The sequence below is a fragment of the Streptomyces sp. NPDC047917 genome (assembly GCF_043204345.1).
GTDB lineage: Bacteria > Actinomycetota > Actinomycetes > Streptomycetales > Streptomycetaceae > Streptomyces > Streptomyces sanglieri.
The window spans coordinates 371,209-386,400 of record NZ_JBIDCA010000012.1 but is presented as its reverse complement, the minus strand read 5'-3'; the positions used below and the strand labels follow the sequence as shown (position 1 = coordinate 386,400).

Below are 15,192 nucleotides of genomic sequence, written 5' to 3'. Positions count from 1 at the left end.
CGTGTCCGCGGCGGCACCCCAGTGCCTCGTAACGGCTCACTCGACGTGGTCGCCGGGCCCGTGCCGGAGTGCGGCATCGAGCAGGGCCACCAGTTGTCCGGCCCGCTCCCGTGCCCGCTGCCGGTCGTGCGTGCCGGTCATGAGCAGGTGGTGGACGGTCCCGACCAGGGCGAGGGCCGCGGCGGCGGTGTCGGCCCCGTCCGCGATCCGGCCGCCCCGCCGCTCCGCGTCCAGGTAGTCGGTGATCGCGTCCTGGACCGTGTCGAAGCCCGGCGCACCGCCCGTCAGGGCCTCGCGGATGTGCGAGGACGCCGCGGGGCGGGTGAGTGCCAGTCCGGCGACGGTGGGGCCGGCCGAGGACAGCAGCGCGAGCGCGATGCCGAGCAGGTTCTCCGCGACGGTGTCCTGGCCCGCCCTCCCCCGGAGTTCGCCGGCGTGCCGGGCCACCCGCGCGAAGCGGTCCAGGACCAGTTCCGCGACGAACTCGTCCAGTCCGCGGAAATGTGCGTGCAGCAGGCCCTTCGCGCAGCCGGCCTCGGCGGTGACCGCCCTGCTCGTCAGGGCGCCCGGCCCGTCCCGCTCCAACACCCGCTCCGCGGCGGCGAAGAGCCGCTCACGGACGTCCGGAGTCGTCACACCGCGCGGAGACACCGATTCCCTCCCTCTCACCCTGTTTACAGTATGGGCACTTGCCCATACCTTGAATGGGCACCCGCCCATACTAGTCGTCCCGATGTCCGCGGGCGCCGCGACCGGGCGGCACACGGGCCGGGTTCGAGCAGTACTTCCGAGCAGTACTTCCGAGCAGTACTCCAAGCAGTACTCCGACAGCACTCCAAGCAGCACTCAGGGGGAGCACACCGCATGCGACACATCGCCAACAGGGATCAGGACCAGGCGTGGAACGGTTACGAGGGGACGTTCTGGGCCGCCAATCAGGACCGCTGGGACGGAGTGAACGGGGGCTTCGACGAGCCACTGCTCGCCGCCGCCGCGATCACCGGGGGCGACCGCGTCCTCGACATCGGCTGCGGGGCGGGGCGCACCACCCGCCTCGCCGCGCGACGGGCCGTCGACGGGCGGGCGCTGGGCCTGGATCTGTCGGCCCCGATGCTGGGCCGCGCACGGGAGTCCGCGCGGGGCGAGGACATCGGCAATGTGACGTTCGAGCAGGCGGACATCCAGGTCCACCCGTTCGGGACCGGGACCTTCGACGTCGCGATCAGCCGCTTCGGGGTGATGTTCTTCGCCGATCCGGTCGCCGCCTTCGCCAACATCGGGCGGGCGCTGCGCCCCGGCGGCCGTATCGCCTTCGTCTGCACCGCGCGGGCCGACCGGAACGAGTGGCTCCAGGCCATCCGGGGGCTGGGCGACCTGCTGCCCGTCGACGGACTGGGCACCTCCGCGAACCCCGGCATGTTCTCGCTGGCCGACCCGGAGACTGTGCGTGACGTGCTGTCCCGTGCCGGGTACGAGGCGATCGGCACCGCTCCGGTCGAGGCGTACGGCACCTGGGGCCGGGACGCCTCCGACGCCGCCGCCTTCCTGCTGGACTCCGGCCCCGGCCGGCATCTGCTGAGCCGGGCCGGGGAGGACGAGCGGGTCCGGGCCCGGCAGCGGCTCGTCGGCCTGCTGCTCCCCCACGAGCGGGAGGGCGCGCTCCGGCTGCGCAGCTGCGCCCTGCTGGTCACCGCCCGGCGGCCCGGATGAACGTGGGCGGCGTGCCCCCCCCCGGGCGGGGGGGCCCCCCCCCCCCCCCGGGCCCGCCCCCCCCCCCCCCCCCCCCCCCCCCCCCCCCCCCCCCGGCCACATCACCCGGGGAACAGCCGCCCCCTTTCAGGCCGCGGCCTTCTCCGGCCGGCCACCACTGCCCTCGCCGTCGCCCGCAGCTGCGGGGGCGGGTGCGGTGCGCAGGGTCAGCAGGGCGGCGAGACCGCCGATCACCGCGAGGGCCGCGGCGCCGAGGAAGGCGGCGGAGAAGCCGTTGGTGAGCGCCACCGGGTTCCCCGGTTCACCGGCGCCGTGCGCGGCGGCGATCGCCGTCATGGCCGCGAGGCCCAGCGCGGAGCCGACCTGGTAGCTGGTGTTGACGATCCCCGAGGCGAGACCGCCCTCCTCCGGGCGGGCGCTGGAGAGCGCGGTGCCGAGCGACGGGATGAACGCCAGCGACATGCCCGCCGCGGAGAGCAGGGAGGCGGGCAGCACGTCGACGAGGAAGCTGCCGTCCGGGCGGGCGAGCGAGAGCCAGAACATGCCCGCCCCGAGCGCGAACAGCCCCAGGACGATGAGCGGCTTGGGCCCGAACCGGGAGATCAGGCGCGGCGCCAGGACGATCATCATGATCATGATGGCGACCGTCATGGGCAGCAGCGCGGAGCCGGAGGCGAAGGCGTCGAGCCCCAGCACCTGCTGGAGGTAGAGGTTGAGGAAGAACCACATGGGGATCCACGCGGCGGCCATGAGCAGCTGGGCGATGTTGGCACCGGCCAGGTTGGGCGCCCGCCAGATGCCCAGCCGCATCAGCGGCTCGCGCCGCTTGGCCTGGATCGCGACGAACGCGGCGATCAGCGCCGCACCGCCCAGGAGGACCAGCCAGGTCTCGGCGGAGCCCCAACCGGTCTCGGGAGCACGGACGATGGCATAGACGGCGGCGGCGAGCCCCGCCGTGACGGTGACCGCGCCGGCCAGGTCGATCGAGCCGCGCCGCGCCGCGCCCGAGGGCATGACGGCGGGCGTGGCGACGAGGACGACGAGCGCGACGGGGATGTTGATGTAGAACACCCAGGGCCAGCTGGCGTACTGGGTGATGACCCCGCCGAGGAAGACTCCGGCGGTGCCGCCGGCCGGGGCGGCCGCGCCGTACAGCGCGAAGGCCTTGCCCAGCTCCTGGGGCCGTGAGCCGAACAGGGTCATCAGCAGGGTGAGGGCGGACGGCGCGATCAGCGCGGCGCCCACGCCCTGCAGGGCCCGCCCGGTCAGCTCGACCCAGACCTCACCCGCGAGGCCCGCGGTCAGGGAGCCCACGGCGAGGACGACCCATCCGGCACTGAACAGACGCCTGGCGCCGAGCAGGTCGGAGAGCCGTCCGCCGAGCAGCAGCAGCCCTCCGAAGGCGACGACATAGGCGTTGAACACCCACGACAGGTTCCCCTGGGAGAAGCCCAGGTCGGCCTGCATCTTGGGCAGGGCCACGCCAATGATCGACGTGTCCATGATGACTATGAACTGAGCCAGGGCGATCAGCGCGAGCGCGGACCATCTCCGTGGATCAGCCGGTGCGTTCGGTGCGGCCGATGCGGTCATCGCAGGCACTCCTATACGGGAGGGGGGTATCTCGTTCCTGACGCGACGCAGCATACCCCCCAGGGGTATCCATGGCCAGTCCGGACGCTCGGAGAGTTCCTGCCGTCGCGCGCACGCCGGGCCGGGGCACGCCCCGGTCGTCCGGCGTTGGTGTCCGGGAAACGGCCCGGTTCAGCGGGAATTCAGCGAGTCCGGACCGGTCGAGTGGAAGTTCGAAAGGTCTCGTCTCCACAGGGGCGGGACCGATCGAGCGGACACGGAGGATCCACCCGATGGCCCATGTGACCGGTAGTGCCCCGCACCGGGAAGGCGCAGCCGCGGAGCGCGGCGGCGGGAGTCCGGCATCGTCGGCCGTGTATCCCGGCGACCCTCGTTACGAGGACCTCGCCCTGCGCCGCCGCAACGAGCGGTTCGTCCAGCGCCCCGCCTGCTTCCGGGTGGTGCGCTCCACCGACGAGGTGGTGGCGGCGGTGCAGTGGGCGGTCGATTCCGGCCGGCCGGTCTCGGTGCGCAGCGGCGGCCATTCGCTGGAGAACTCCGTGGGCGAGCACCCCGACGGCGTGATCATCGACATGACCGGGATGAACTCGATCCACTTCGACCCCGACCGGCGCGCCGTGGTCCTGGAGTCGGGAGCGACGCTGGGCGAGGTGTACCGCACGCTCTACCTGACCTGGGGCGTGACCGTTCCCGGCGGTTGGTGCCACTCGGTCTGCGTGGGCGGTCACATCCAGGGCGGCGGCTACGGATCGCTCTCGCGCACCCACGGTTCCGTCGTCGACCACCTGTACGCCGTCGAGGTCGTCGTCGTGGACGAGGCGGGCCGGGCCCGGGCCGTGCTGGCCACCCGGGAGAGCGACGATCCCCATCGTGACCTGTGGTGGGCACACACCGGCGGCGGGGGCGGCAACTTCGGTGTGGTGACCCGGTACTGGCTGCGGTCGCCCGGTGCCGAGGGGGACGACCCGGCGGATCTGCTGCCCCGGCCGCCCGCTTCCCTGACGGGGGGCGTCCTCATGTGGTCGTGGTCGGATCTGCCGAAGGAGTCGTTCCGGCGGCTGATGCGCAACCACGCCGACTGGCACGAGAACAACAGCGATCCCGGCTCGCCCGGCACGGCGCTGCACTCGACGCTGATGCTCTCCGGCCGCAAGGAGCAGGACGGCCCGGCGGACATCCTGATCTACGCGCTGGCCGACGGCGACGGCGCGGACGGGGCGGCGCTGGTGGAGAAGTACTTCGATGCCGTGAGCGACGGCGTCGGCGGCACCCGCCACATGATTCCCGCCGCGCCCTGGCTGTACGTACTGATGCCGCCGAACGGCGACGAGGAGTCGCAACGCGGGTCCGAGTACGCCCGCTACAAGGGCAAGGCGGGCTATCTGCGCAAGGGGTTCAGCACCGCGCAGGTCGACACCGTCTTCGATCACCTGACCACGGCTCCGCCGATGCTGGACATGGCCCGCGTCTGGCTCGTCTCCTACGGCGGCAGGGTCAACGACGTCGCTCCGGAGGCCACCGCGCTGGTGCAGCGCGACTCCGTCCTGAAGGCCGCCTACACCGCGACGTGGCTGGATCCCCGCGACGACGAGGCGTCCCTCGACTGGCTGCGGCGCTTCTACCGCGACGTCTACCGCGAAACCGGCGGAGTGCCGGTGCCCGACGGGACGAACGACGGCTCGTACATCAACTATCCGGACACCGATCTCGCCGACCCGGACTGGAACACGTCCGGCGTCCCCTGGCACGACCTCTACTACAAGCAGAACTACCCCGGGCTGCGGCGGGTCAAGAAGCGATGGGACCCGCGCAACGTCTTCCGCCACGCCCTGTCCATCCAGCCGGCCGACTGAAACGGAACACACCATGTCCCACACCGACCAGAACACCACAACGCAGACCGACGTCGCGGTGCGCGAACTGCTGGACCGGTTCCGGAGCGCCTGGACCTCGAACGACGCCGACGCCGTCGCCGAGATGTACACCGAGGACGCGACCCTGGTCATGACCGGCCTGGTCCTCGACAGCAAGGACGCCATCCGGGAGTTCATGCGCGCGGCGTTCGACGGACCGATGCGGGGAAGCCGCCCGCTCAACGAGCCCCGCATCATCCGCCGCACCGGTGCGGACACCGCGGTCGTGGTCAGCGACCTCGGCATCCTCCTGGACGGACAGACCGAACTGGCCGAGAGCGACAAGCGGGTCGCGACCTTCGTGCTCGCCCGGGCCGACGGCGTCTGGCGGGTCACGGCGTATCACAACTGCCCCGCCTGACGGGCGCCCCAGGAGGAGGACCCATGTACTTCAAGGTGCTCGGCGCGCTGGACGTATCGGAGAGCACGCAGGACCTGACGCCGTCGGCGCCGAAACTGCGCAGCACCCTGTCGCTGCTGCTGCTGCGGCAGGGGGACATCGTGCGCAAGGACCTGTTCGTCGACGAGCTCTGGGGCGTCGACCCGCCGCCCAACGCACTGACCACGCTGCAGACCTACGTGTACCAGCTCCGTCGTACGCTGCCCGACCCGCAGACCCGGCGGGCCGGGCACCGGCCCCGGGGACATGCCTGGAAGGAGGCCACCGCCGGCCCGTCGCACAGACCGTGGCTGCGCACCACCTCCTCCGGGTACTGCGCGAGCATCCCCCCGGAGACGATCGACCTCTGCCGGTTCGAGACCCTGGCCGCGCAGGGCGGCACCGCGCTCAGGCAGGGGAACGTGCCCCGGGCCGCCGAACTGCTCGAAGAGGCACTGACGTTGTGGCGCGGCCCGCTGGTCTCCAATGTGAAGCACGGACCGGTCCTGGAGGCGCACGCGACGGGACTGACCGAGGAGCGGCTGCGCGTCGTGGAGCAGTGCGTCGACGCGCAGCTCTTCCTCGGCAGGTACCACGAGGTACTCACCGCGCTGCGCGGCCTGCTCGTGGAACACCCGCTGGCCGAGGGCCTGTGGCAGCGGCTGCTGCTCGCCCTCTACCGGTCCGGCAGGCGCCTTGAGGCGATCCAGGAGTACCGGCGGCTGCACCGGATACTCGGCGACGGACTCGGGCTGGAACCCTCACGCTCGGTGCAGCGGCTGTACGAGGCCGTCCTGGCTTCCGATCCGGCGCCCGACCTCGAACGCATCGCGCTGTCCGCATGGCGTGACCGGGCCGTCATCCGCCCGGGGACCGTTACCCGGCACGTCGCCTGAACCGGACGTACCGGACGTACGGACACGGCACGTCCATGCCCCTCGATTCGTGCTGGAGGAGCCGGAAGGGGCGTCTGGAGCGGCTCCCCATCGACGCACCATGCCCGGCGCCGACAGTCCAACGGTCCGTCCGCACCGGATCGGCCGACGGCCCGACGAAAGGAAATCCGTGCCCGCCTTTACCCTCACCGAATTCCGGCAGGTCGTGGAGAAGTGCTTCCAGGGGGAGGCCGGCCCCCTCGACGGAACCGCGCTGGACGCGAGCTTCTCCGACCTGGGCTTCGACTCGCTCATGGTCTACGAGATCACCGTCCGCATCCAGGACGAGTACCCCGTGGAGATCACCGACGACGAACTCGACGAGTTGCGGACACCCGGCGCGTTCATCGCCTTCGTCGACGCCAGGCTCTCCGTTTCCGGCTGAACCACCGCGCGAACCACTTGGTCCACCGCGGACAATCCGTCAGAGAGGTTTCCATCGTGGAGCGGTCTGTCGCCATCACCGGCATCGGGGTCATGGCCCCGGGCGGGGTCGGCAAGAAAGCGTTCTGGGACCTTCTGGTCTCGGGCCGCACCGCCACCCGCACCATCTCCTTCTTCGACCCGGCACCGTTCCGGTCGAGGATGGCCGCCGAGATCGACTTCAATCCCGAGCTGCACGGGCTGACCGCCCGCCAGTGCCGCAGGCTCGACAGGGCCGCGCAGCTGGCCGTGATCAGCGCGCGTGAGAGCCTCGCCGACAGCGGGCTGGAGTTCGACACGGTGGACCCCCACCGGGTCGGGGTCTGCGTCGGCAGCGCCGTCGGCGGCACGACCACGCTGGAGCAGGAGTACGTGGTCCTGAGCGACAGCGGCAAGGAGTGGGACGTCGACCCGGCGTACCTGTCCCCGCACCTGTTCGACGCCTTCGTGCCCAGTTCGCTGGCGGCCGAGGTCGCCTGGCTGGTCGGTGCGCAGGGGCCGGCCACGGTGGTCTCCACCGGCTGCACCTCCGGTCTCGACTCGCTCGGTCACGCACGGGACCTGATCGCGGAGGGCAGCGCCGACATCATGATCGCCGGCGCGACCGACACACCGATCTCACCCATCGCGGTGGCCTGCTTCGACGCGATCAAGGCGACCTCGCCGCGCAACGACGACCCCGAACACGCCTCGCGCCCCTTCGACCGCACCCGCAACGGCTTCGTCATCGCCGAGGGCTCGGCGATGCTCGTCCTGGAAGAGCTGGAGCACGCCAAGGCGCGGGGCCAGCACATCTACGCTGTCGTCTCCGGGTACGGCTCGCGCTGCAACGCCTACCACATGACCGGACTGCGGCCCGACGGGCGGGAGATGGCCGAGGCGATCCGCTGCGCGCTGGACGAGGCGAAGCGCCCGCCGGAGTCGGTCGGCTACGTCAACGCCCATGGTTCCGGCACCAAGCAGAACGACCGGCACGAGACCGCGGCGTTCAAACGCGCGCTCGGCGAGCACGCCTACAACGTGCCGGTCAGCTCCATCAAGTCCATGGTCGGGCACTCGCTCGGCGCGATCGGCTCGATCGAGATCGCGGCCTGCGCACTTGCCATGGAACACGGCGCGGTGCCGCCCACGGCCAACCTGCACGAGCCGGACCCGGAGTGCGACCTCGACTACGTGCCCAACGAGGCCCGGGAGCGGCGCCTGGACACCGTGCTCAGCGTGGGCAGTGGCTTCGGTGGCTTCCAGAGCGCCATGGTCCTCACCCGGGAGGGCATATGACGATCACCGCACCCGGCACCTCACCCGCCCCGGCCGCCACCAGGACCGCGGTCGTCACCGGCATCGGTGTCGTCGCACCCAACGGGCTCGGCACCGAGGAGTGGTGGAGCGCCACCCTCCGCGGGGAGTCGGGCATCCGCCCGGTCCCGGACCACGCAGGCAGGCCCGGCCGGACGCCGCTGATCGGCCTGATCCCCGGATTCGAAGCGGCCGACCACCTCCCGGGCAGGCTGCTGCCGCAGACCGACCGGGTGACCCGGCTGGCCCTCGTGGCCTCGGACTGGGCGCTGGCCGACTCCGGGGCCGACCCCGCCGCGCTGCCCGAGTACGGCATGGGCGTGGTGACCTCCAACGCGACGGGGGGCTTCGAGTTCACCCACCGCGAGATCCGCAAGCTGTGGACCCAGGGCCCCCAGCACGTCAGCGTCTACGAGTCCTTCGCCTGGTTCTACGCGGCGAACACCGGCCAGATCTCGATCCGGCACGGGATGCGCGGCCCCAGCAATGTGCTGATCGCCGAGCAGGCCGGCGGCCTCGACGCGCTCGGGCACACACGGCGGGTGCTGCGCAAGGGCGGCGAGCTGGTCCTCACCGGCGGGGTGGAGTCGGCGTTCGACCCGTGGGGCGTGGTCTCCCACGTCGCGGGCGGCCGGGTGTCGCGCTCCGGCCACCCGGACCGCGCCTACCTCCCCTTCGACACCGGGGCGTCCGGACACGTGCCGGGCGAGGGCGGCGCGATCCTGGTCGTGGAGACGGCCGGCGCCGCGGCCGAACGGGGCGCCGGTCGGGTCTACGGCGAGATCGCCGGCTACGCCGCCACGTTCGACCCCCCTCCCGGGTCGTCGGCTCCGCCGGGGCTGGCCCGGACGGCACGGCTGGCGATGGCGGACGCCGGGGTGACCCCCGAGGACGTGGACGTGGTGTTCGCCGACGCGGCGGCCCTCCCCGCGCTCGACGCCGCGGAGGCCGCCGCCGTCGAGGAGATCTTCGGCCCGTACGGCGTACCGGTCACCGCGCCGAAGACGATGACGGGACGGCTGGCCGGCGGCGGACCCGCCCTGGACACCGCGGCCGCCCTGCTCTCCGTGCGCGACTCGGTCCTGCCACCGACGGTCAACGTCGAACGGCCGGTGCCGGGCCGGCGGATCGACCTGGTGCGCGGCGAGCCGCGCGAGGCCCGGGTCGAGGTGGCGCTGATCCTGGCGCGCGGCCACCACGGCTTCAACTCGGCGCTGGTGGTGCTCGCCCCGGACCGGACGGCAGCGGGTCCGGCCGGGGTGCCGGCCGCCGTACGCCACCGCACCTGACCTCCACACAGCGACCGGCAAGGGAAGGAGGAGCGGTGGGGACACGACTGAGGATCACCGTGCTCGGCAGGCTGGCGGTGTCCCGCGGCGTGCTGACGGCGGCGCCCAGCGCGCCGAAGGAACGCAAGCTGCTGGCCATGCTCCTGCTCGGGCACGGCAACCCGGTCCCGGTGCGGCAGTTGGTGGACGAGCTGTGGGGCAGCAGCCCGCCGCGCACCGTACGGACGGCGTTGCAGACCCATGTGCTCAACCTGCGCGGCCTGCTCGCCCGTCAGCTGCACATCCCCGGGGACCGGGTCCGCAGGGAACTGGTCGTCACCGGGAACGAGGGGTACCAATTCCGGGTCGGTGATGCCGACTTCGACCTGCACGAATACCACCGGCTCGCAGAACTCGGGGAATCAGAACTCCGGGCGGGTCACCATCTCGGGGCGGCCGAATCGCTCCGTACGGCGGAATCGCTGTGGACGGGGCCGATACTCCCGGACACGAAACACGGCCTTCCGCTCCAATGCGAGATAACCCGGCTCGAACTGCAGCGGGACATGGTCCAGGAGCTGCGGATCGAGAGCGATCTGGCACTGGGCCGGCACCGGGAGCTGCTCGGCGAACTGACCGCGCTCACCGTCGCCCGCCCTTTCGACGAACGGGTTCACGAGTACCTGATGACCGCGCTGTACCGGTCGGGCCGCACCATCCAGGCGCTCCAGGTGTTCCAGCGACTGCGCACGAAGATGGCTCAGGAGATGGGCCTGGAGCCGTCCCGGGTGATCCAGGACCTCCAGCGAAGAATTCTGCGCGCGACCGCCTACGAATCGATCCCGTGACCGCCGCGACCCGCGACAAAAGTCCCCGAGAAGGCCGGAACCCATAGACGGAAAAGGCGTGTTCTGAGGTATGAGAATTCTCTTCTGCACCTACTCGACGGCAAGTGACCTGTTCGCCACCATTCCCTTCGCCTGGGCACTGCGCGCGGCCGGTCACGAAATCCTCTACGCCGGCGGCGGCGAGGGCATGCGGGAAGTCGCCAAGGCCGGTCTGCCCTACGTGGACATCGCCACGCCGGGCGTCGATCTCGCGGCACCGTTCGCCCGCCGGGCCGCGCAGTCCCGGGAGAAGGGACAACTCGTCTGGTACCGCGGCGGCGAGCTCCGGGAGGAGGAGGTACGGGCGACGTCCGCGCTGTTCGCCGAGCTCTCCGAGCTGGTCGTGCCCGGTGCGGTGCGGCTCGCCCGGCAGTGGCGCCCCGACCTGGTGGTGAGCCCGGACCACCAGGGCTCCGGCGCCGTCGTGGCCGGGCTGCTGTCCGTACCGCTGATCGCCATGTCCAACCTCTTCGCGCTGGTCCCCGACATGGTCGACCGGATACGCGGGGAGATGGCCGGCACCTACGACCGTTACGGCATCGACTCCGGCTCCTCCCGCACCCGGCTGATCCGTACGACACCGCCCAGCCTGTTCCGGGCGCCCGGCGACCACCTGGCCATGCGTCCCGTGCCCTACAACGGCTCCTACCTGGAGCTCGGCACGATTCCCGACTGGCTGCTGCGCTCCCCGGACCGGCCCCGGGTCTGCGTCACCCTGGGCACCTTCATCCCCCAGTACATCGGGCTCAGCCTGATCCGCGACTTCGTCGCCGAACTCGACACGGTCGACGCCGACTTCGTGTTCGTGCTCGGCGACGCCGACCGTACGGAACTGGGCACTCTGCCGGACAACGTCCGCTCGCACGGGTGGATCCCGCTGAACACACTGCTCGACTCGTGCGACGCGATCATCCATCACGGCGGCACCAGCACCTCGCTGGCCGCCATGTCCGCCGGTATCCGGCAGATCGTGCTTCCGCACGGTTCCGACCAGCCCTTCAACGCGCGCCTCGTCGCCCGACGCGGGCTGGGGGTCACCTGCGCGGCGGCCGAGCTGACCGCGAAGACCATCACCACCGTGCTGGAGGCGCCGGAGATCGGCACCGCCGCCGCACAGGTCCGGGAGGAGATCGCCCGCCTGCCGTCGCCCTCCGGTGTGGCCTCCGCACTGCCGGACCTCGTGGGCTGAGCCGTCCGGGAGACCCCGCGGCACACCCGACCCGTCCTGAGAGGCTGTCGGGTGACCTCTGATCGGGCGGCCACGCCCTGGCACGCACGCTTCCGGCGTTGCCCGGATGCCCTAGTAGCTCCTTCCCCAAGCTCTCAACTCCGTTCGAGCAGGGGAGGCGCCACCCGAGGACATCCCGGCGCCTTGGAATCGCACGCACCAGACCGCGTCCGCTTTCCGATCGAAGGCCACCCTCCAGCCTCTGACACCGCACCCGGTTCTGGAGGATTCCCGAAGTGGCCCCGCACGCACACCCGGCACCCGGCCCGGACACGACCGCAGAGCACCTGGCGGCACTCGCGGCACAACACGCCGCCACCGCCGACAACGAGCGCCGCCTCGCCCCCGACGTCGCCGCCGCGCTGGTGGACGGCGGATTCGCCCGCCACTTCGTCCCGGCCGACCACGGCGGCAAGGCGGGCACCTTCACCGCGCTGGCCGAGGCGGTGTGCACCATCGCTCGGGGCTGCCCCTCGGCCGGCTGGTCCGCCATGATCATGGCCACGTCCGCCCGGCTGGCCGGCCGGCTGCCGCAGGCCGGCCGGAAGGACATCTGGGGGCAGTCGGCCGACGTGCCGATCGCCGCCGCGCTGAACCCGGGGGGTTCGGCCCGGCGGGTCGCGGACGGATGGGTCCTGTCGGGGCGGTGGTTCTCGCTGTCCGGCATCGACCACGCGGCCTGGGCGCTGCTGTGTGTGACCGCGCCCGAGGACGGACGGCAGCACTACTGCGCCGTTCCGGCGAGCCGGTTCCGTATCGAGGACACCTGGTTCACCCTCGGCATGCGGGGTACGGGTAGCCGCAGCGCGGTGCTCGACGAGGTGTTCGTCCCCGACCATCTCTCGGCCCCCCGGGACCTGGTGTGGCAGGGACGCGCCGACGGCCCCGACGACGCCCTCGCCGCTCCCCTGCCGGCCGCGCATCCACCGCTGTTCGCCGCCCCCGCCGTGGGCGCCGCCCGGGCGGCCCTCGACCTGTGGGCACGGGCCGAGTCCCGCACCGGCCCCGATCACGACGCCGTACTGACCCGTTCGGCGGCCGAGATCGACACCGCGGCGCTGCTCGTCGAGCAGGCGTGTCTGCGCCTCGACGCCCCGGGCCCGCTCGGCGGCATCGACGCCGCGCGCAACGGCCGGGACGCCGCACTCGCCGCGGACCTGGCCCGCACCGCCACCGACCGTCTCTTCCGCGCCCGAGGAAGCCGCGCCCACGCCGCTCAGGACTCCGTACAGCGGCTCTGGCGCGACGTACAGACGGCGTCCTCGCACGCGGCCGTCGATGCCGCGCGGAGCAACTCGCTGTTCGCAACCACCTTCCGGGCATCCCTGCCCGACCACGAGGAGAGCTGATGATCTGCCACACCCTGATCTACAAGTTCGCGGAATCCGTCTCGGCCGAGGACCGTGATCAGTTCCTGAAGGAGCTCAGTGAGACGGTCCGGAACACCGGGCTCTCCGTCGGCTTCGACTACCGCATCCACGAGTGGCTGCCCGTGGACGAGAAGGCGATCGGCATGACCGGCTCCGCGATCGCCCAGATCGTGTGCGAGGACGGCGAGACGATGCGGAAGTTCTCGGAGCTGGCCTCCACGCACGAGTTCATCGCCTCCTGGCGCTCCAGGATCAGCTACGAGGCCGCCTACGCCAACCACCCGCCGCTGACCGGCGTCCCCGCGGACAACCCCCTGCACCACGCGGAGCACACCGTCACCGTGCACGCCCCCGTGGCCGTCGTCTGGGACATCCTGCTCGATGTCGAGGGCTACGCGAGGATCTTCCCGCCCACCCAGGACGTGAAGCTCCTGGAGGAGTCGCCGACGCACCAGATCGCCAGGCTCGTGGTCGACGTCAACGGCGAGACCAGCTCCTGGATCTCCCGGCGCGACATCGACGCCGGCAACCGGGTCATCACCTACCGGCAGCTGGAGCACGCGCCGATCGTCGGCCACATGGGCGGCCAGTGGCGGGCCCTGCCCCTGGGCGACGACACCACACAACTGGTGCTGACCCATGAGTTCAGGGCCCGGGAGGCGATCGACGGAAAGGTCGCGGGCAGGTTCACCCCGCAGGAGGCCGACGCCGCGCTGCGGGCCGTGGTGGAGCGCAACAGCGTCGCCGATCTCGGTGCGGTCAAGACGACGGCGGAGGCCACCGCGCCGGGCGCCGGAGGCACCCGATGACCCGGCTGGTGGACCTCAGCGTGCCCACCGAGCAGACCGACAGCGAAGCGACGCCGGTGAAGATCGACCTGCTCGACCACGTGGCGGGCGCCACCGTGCTGGGGCTCTCTCCGGAGGACTTCCCCGGCGGGATGGCCATCTCCAACGAGACCGTCACCCTGACCACACACACCGGCACGCACATGGACGCGCCGCTGCACTACGGCCCGCTCACCGGGGACGCCCCGGCCAGGAGCATCGACCAGGTCCCGCTGGAGTGGTGCTACGGCCCCGGCGTACGGCTCGACTTCCGCGACGTCCCGCCCGGGCGGGGCATCACCGTACCGATGCTGGAGGAGGAGTTCCTCCGCATCGGGCACGTACCGGTCGCCGGCGACATCGTGCTGCTGTGGACCGGCGCGGACGCCCTGTGGGGAAGCAGCGACTACCTGACCACGTTCGCGGGGCTGACCGGCGAGGGCACCGTCTTCCTGGCCGAGCACGGTGTGAAGGTGATCGGGATCGACGCCTGGGGCCTGGACCGGCCGATTCCGCACATGATCGAGGACTACCGGCGCACCGGCGACCGCTCGGTGCTGTGGCCCGCGCACGTCGCCGGACGCACCCACCCCTACCTCCAGCTGGAGAAACTGGCCCATCTGGGCGATCTGCCGGGCCCCACGGGCTACACGGTGGCGTGCTTCCCGGTCCCGGTCACCGGCGCGGGCGCGGGCTGGACCCGTGTCGTGGCCATCTGCGACGCGTGATCGGGAGGGACGGCATGGCCGGTCATCCGTTGGCCCTGGACGAAGCGGCACAGGATCTGCTCTTCCGGGAGGCGAGAACCGCGAACACGTTCGCCCCGACCCACATCGGCGACGAGCACATCGAAGCGATCTACGACCTGGTCAAGTGGGGCCCGACCTCGATGAACCAGCAGCCCATGCGGGTCGTGCTGGTGCGCTCCGACGAGTCGAGACGAGCGCTGCTGCAGCACGTCCTGGAGGGGAACCGGGACAAGGTCGCCTCGGCCCCCCTGGTCGCGTTACTGGCGGCTGACCTGAGCTTCCCCGAGACGCTGCCCCGCCTCTTCCCGCACGCCCCGAACGCCCGCCACGCCTACGCCGACGAGGACGCCCGCCGCGAGTCCGCGGTGTTCAACACGGCCCTGCAACTGGGCTATCTCATCATCGGGATCCGGGCGGGCGGACTGGCGGCGGGGCCGATCGCCGGCTTCGACCCCGAGGGTGTCCACAAGGAGTTCTTCCCGGGCGAACCGGTTCTCGTCACCAGCATCGTCAACATCGGCCACCCCGGCCCGGACGCCTTCTCCGCCCGGCTGCCCCGCCTGGGCTACCGGGAAGTCGTCCGCAGCGTGTGACGCCCCCGCGCCGTCACCGCA

15 protein-coding genes are annotated in these 15,192 nt (G+C 71.7%); 13 read left to right on the top strand and 2 right to left on the bottom strand.

Annotated features, from left to right (window positions below; all coding sequences use genetic code 11):
- Positions 1 to 36: 36 nt before the first annotated feature.
- Positions 37 to 651 (bottom strand): TetR/AcrR family transcriptional regulator, encoded by a 615-nt coding sequence (locus tag ACGF8B_RS29590; RefSeq protein WP_392744573.1) that lies wholly within the window; start codon positions 649 to 651, stop codon positions 37 to 39.
- 213 nt (positions 652 to 864) lie between these two features.
- Between ACGF8B_RS29590 and ACGF8B_RS29585 the strand changes: the two genes are divergently transcribed.
- Positions 865 to 1,710 carry a class I SAM-dependent methyltransferase gene (locus ACGF8B_RS29585; RefSeq protein WP_392744570.1) on the top strand — a complete coding sequence of 282 codons (846 nt, stop codon included), beginning with the start codon at positions 865 to 867 and terminating at the stop codon, positions 1,708 to 1,710.
- 126 nt (positions 1,711 to 1,836) lie between these two features.
- On the opposite strand, the gene ACGF8B_RS29580 is transcribed toward ACGF8B_RS29585, so the two are convergent.
- Positions 1,837 to 3,303 (bottom strand): MFS transporter, encoded by a 1,467-nt coding sequence (locus tag ACGF8B_RS29580; protein WP_392744567.1) that lies wholly within the window; start codon positions 3,301 to 3,303, stop codon positions 1,837 to 1,839.
- A gap of 272 nt (positions 3,304 to 3,575) precedes the next feature.
- Between ACGF8B_RS29580 and ACGF8B_RS29575 the strand changes: the two genes are divergently transcribed.
- From ACGF8B_RS29575 to ACGF8B_RS29520, 12 genes are all read left to right on the top strand, one after another.
- On the top strand, positions 3,576 to 5,156 hold the full coding sequence (locus tag ACGF8B_RS29575; RefSeq protein ID WP_392744565.1) for an FAD-binding oxidoreductase: 1,581 nt from the start codon (positions 3,576 to 3,578) through the stop codon (positions 5,154 to 5,156).
- Positions 5,157 to 5,169: 13 nt separating this feature from the next.
- Complete coding sequence (locus ACGF8B_RS29570) at positions 5,170 to 5,577, top strand: SgcJ/EcaC family oxidoreductase (RefSeq protein ID WP_392744562.1); 408 nt, start codon at positions 5,170 to 5,172, stop codon at positions 5,575 to 5,577.
- Positions 5,578 to 5,600: 23 nt separating this feature from the next.
- Complete coding sequence (locus ACGF8B_RS29565; protein ID WP_392744559.1) at positions 5,601 to 6,491, top strand: BTAD domain-containing putative transcriptional regulator; 891 nt, start codon at positions 5,601 to 5,603, stop codon at positions 6,489 to 6,491.
- Positions 6,492 to 6,660: 169 nt separating this feature from the next.
- Positions 6,661 to 6,915, top strand: coding sequence for an acyl carrier protein (locus ACGF8B_RS29560; RefSeq protein WP_266691158.1), 255 nt, complete (start codon positions 6,661 to 6,663; stop codon positions 6,913 to 6,915).
- A gap of 56 nt (positions 6,916 to 6,971) precedes the next feature.
- Positions 6,972 to 8,231: a beta-ketoacyl-[acyl-carrier-protein] synthase family protein gene (locus tag ACGF8B_RS29555; RefSeq protein ID WP_392744556.1), complete on the top strand. Its 1,260-nt coding sequence runs from the start codon at positions 6,972 to 6,974 to the stop codon at positions 8,229 to 8,231.
- Positions 8,228 to 9,538 (top strand): ketosynthase chain-length factor, encoded by a 1,311-nt coding sequence (locus ACGF8B_RS29550; protein ID WP_392744554.1) that lies wholly within the window; start codon positions 8,228 to 8,230, stop codon positions 9,536 to 9,538. The genes ACGF8B_RS29555 and ACGF8B_RS29550 overlap by 4 nt, the downstream gene beginning before the upstream one ends.
- A 35-nt stretch (positions 9,539 to 9,573) precedes the next feature.
- Positions 9,574 to 10,365, top strand: coding sequence for a BTAD domain-containing putative transcriptional regulator (locus tag ACGF8B_RS29545; RefSeq protein WP_392744551.1), 792 nt, complete (start codon positions 9,574 to 9,576; stop codon positions 10,363 to 10,365).
- 70 nt (positions 10,366 to 10,435) lie between these two features.
- Entirely contained in the window at positions 10,436 to 11,593 is a 1,158-nt protein-coding gene (locus tag ACGF8B_RS29540; RefSeq protein WP_392744548.1) for a nucleotide disphospho-sugar-binding domain-containing protein, read from the top strand.
- Between the two features lie 275 nt (positions 11,594 to 11,868).
- The gene (locus ACGF8B_RS29535; RefSeq protein WP_392744545.1) at positions 11,869 to 12,981 is read left to right on the top strand and encodes a hydrolase; all 1,113 of its coding nucleotides are present in this window, start codon (positions 11,869 to 11,871) and stop codon (positions 12,979 to 12,981) included.
- The gene (locus tag ACGF8B_RS29530) at positions 12,981 to 13,811 is read left to right on the top strand and encodes an aromatase/cyclase (protein ID WP_392744542.1); all 831 of its coding nucleotides are present in this window, start codon (positions 12,981 to 12,983) and stop codon (positions 13,809 to 13,811) included. Before ACGF8B_RS29535 ends, ACGF8B_RS29530 begins: the two co-directional genes overlap by 1 nt.
- A complete protein-coding gene (locus ACGF8B_RS29525) occupies positions 13,808 to 14,557 on the top strand; it encodes a cyclase family protein (protein ID WP_392744540.1) in 750 nt (249 codons plus the stop codon). The genes ACGF8B_RS29530 and ACGF8B_RS29525 overlap by 4 nt, the downstream gene beginning before the upstream one ends.
- Before the next feature lie 14 nt (positions 14,558 to 14,571).
- A complete protein-coding gene (locus ACGF8B_RS29520; protein WP_392744538.1) occupies positions 14,572 to 15,171 on the top strand; it encodes a malonic semialdehyde reductase in 600 nt (199 codons plus the stop codon).
- Positions 15,172 to 15,192 lie beyond the last annotated feature (21 nt).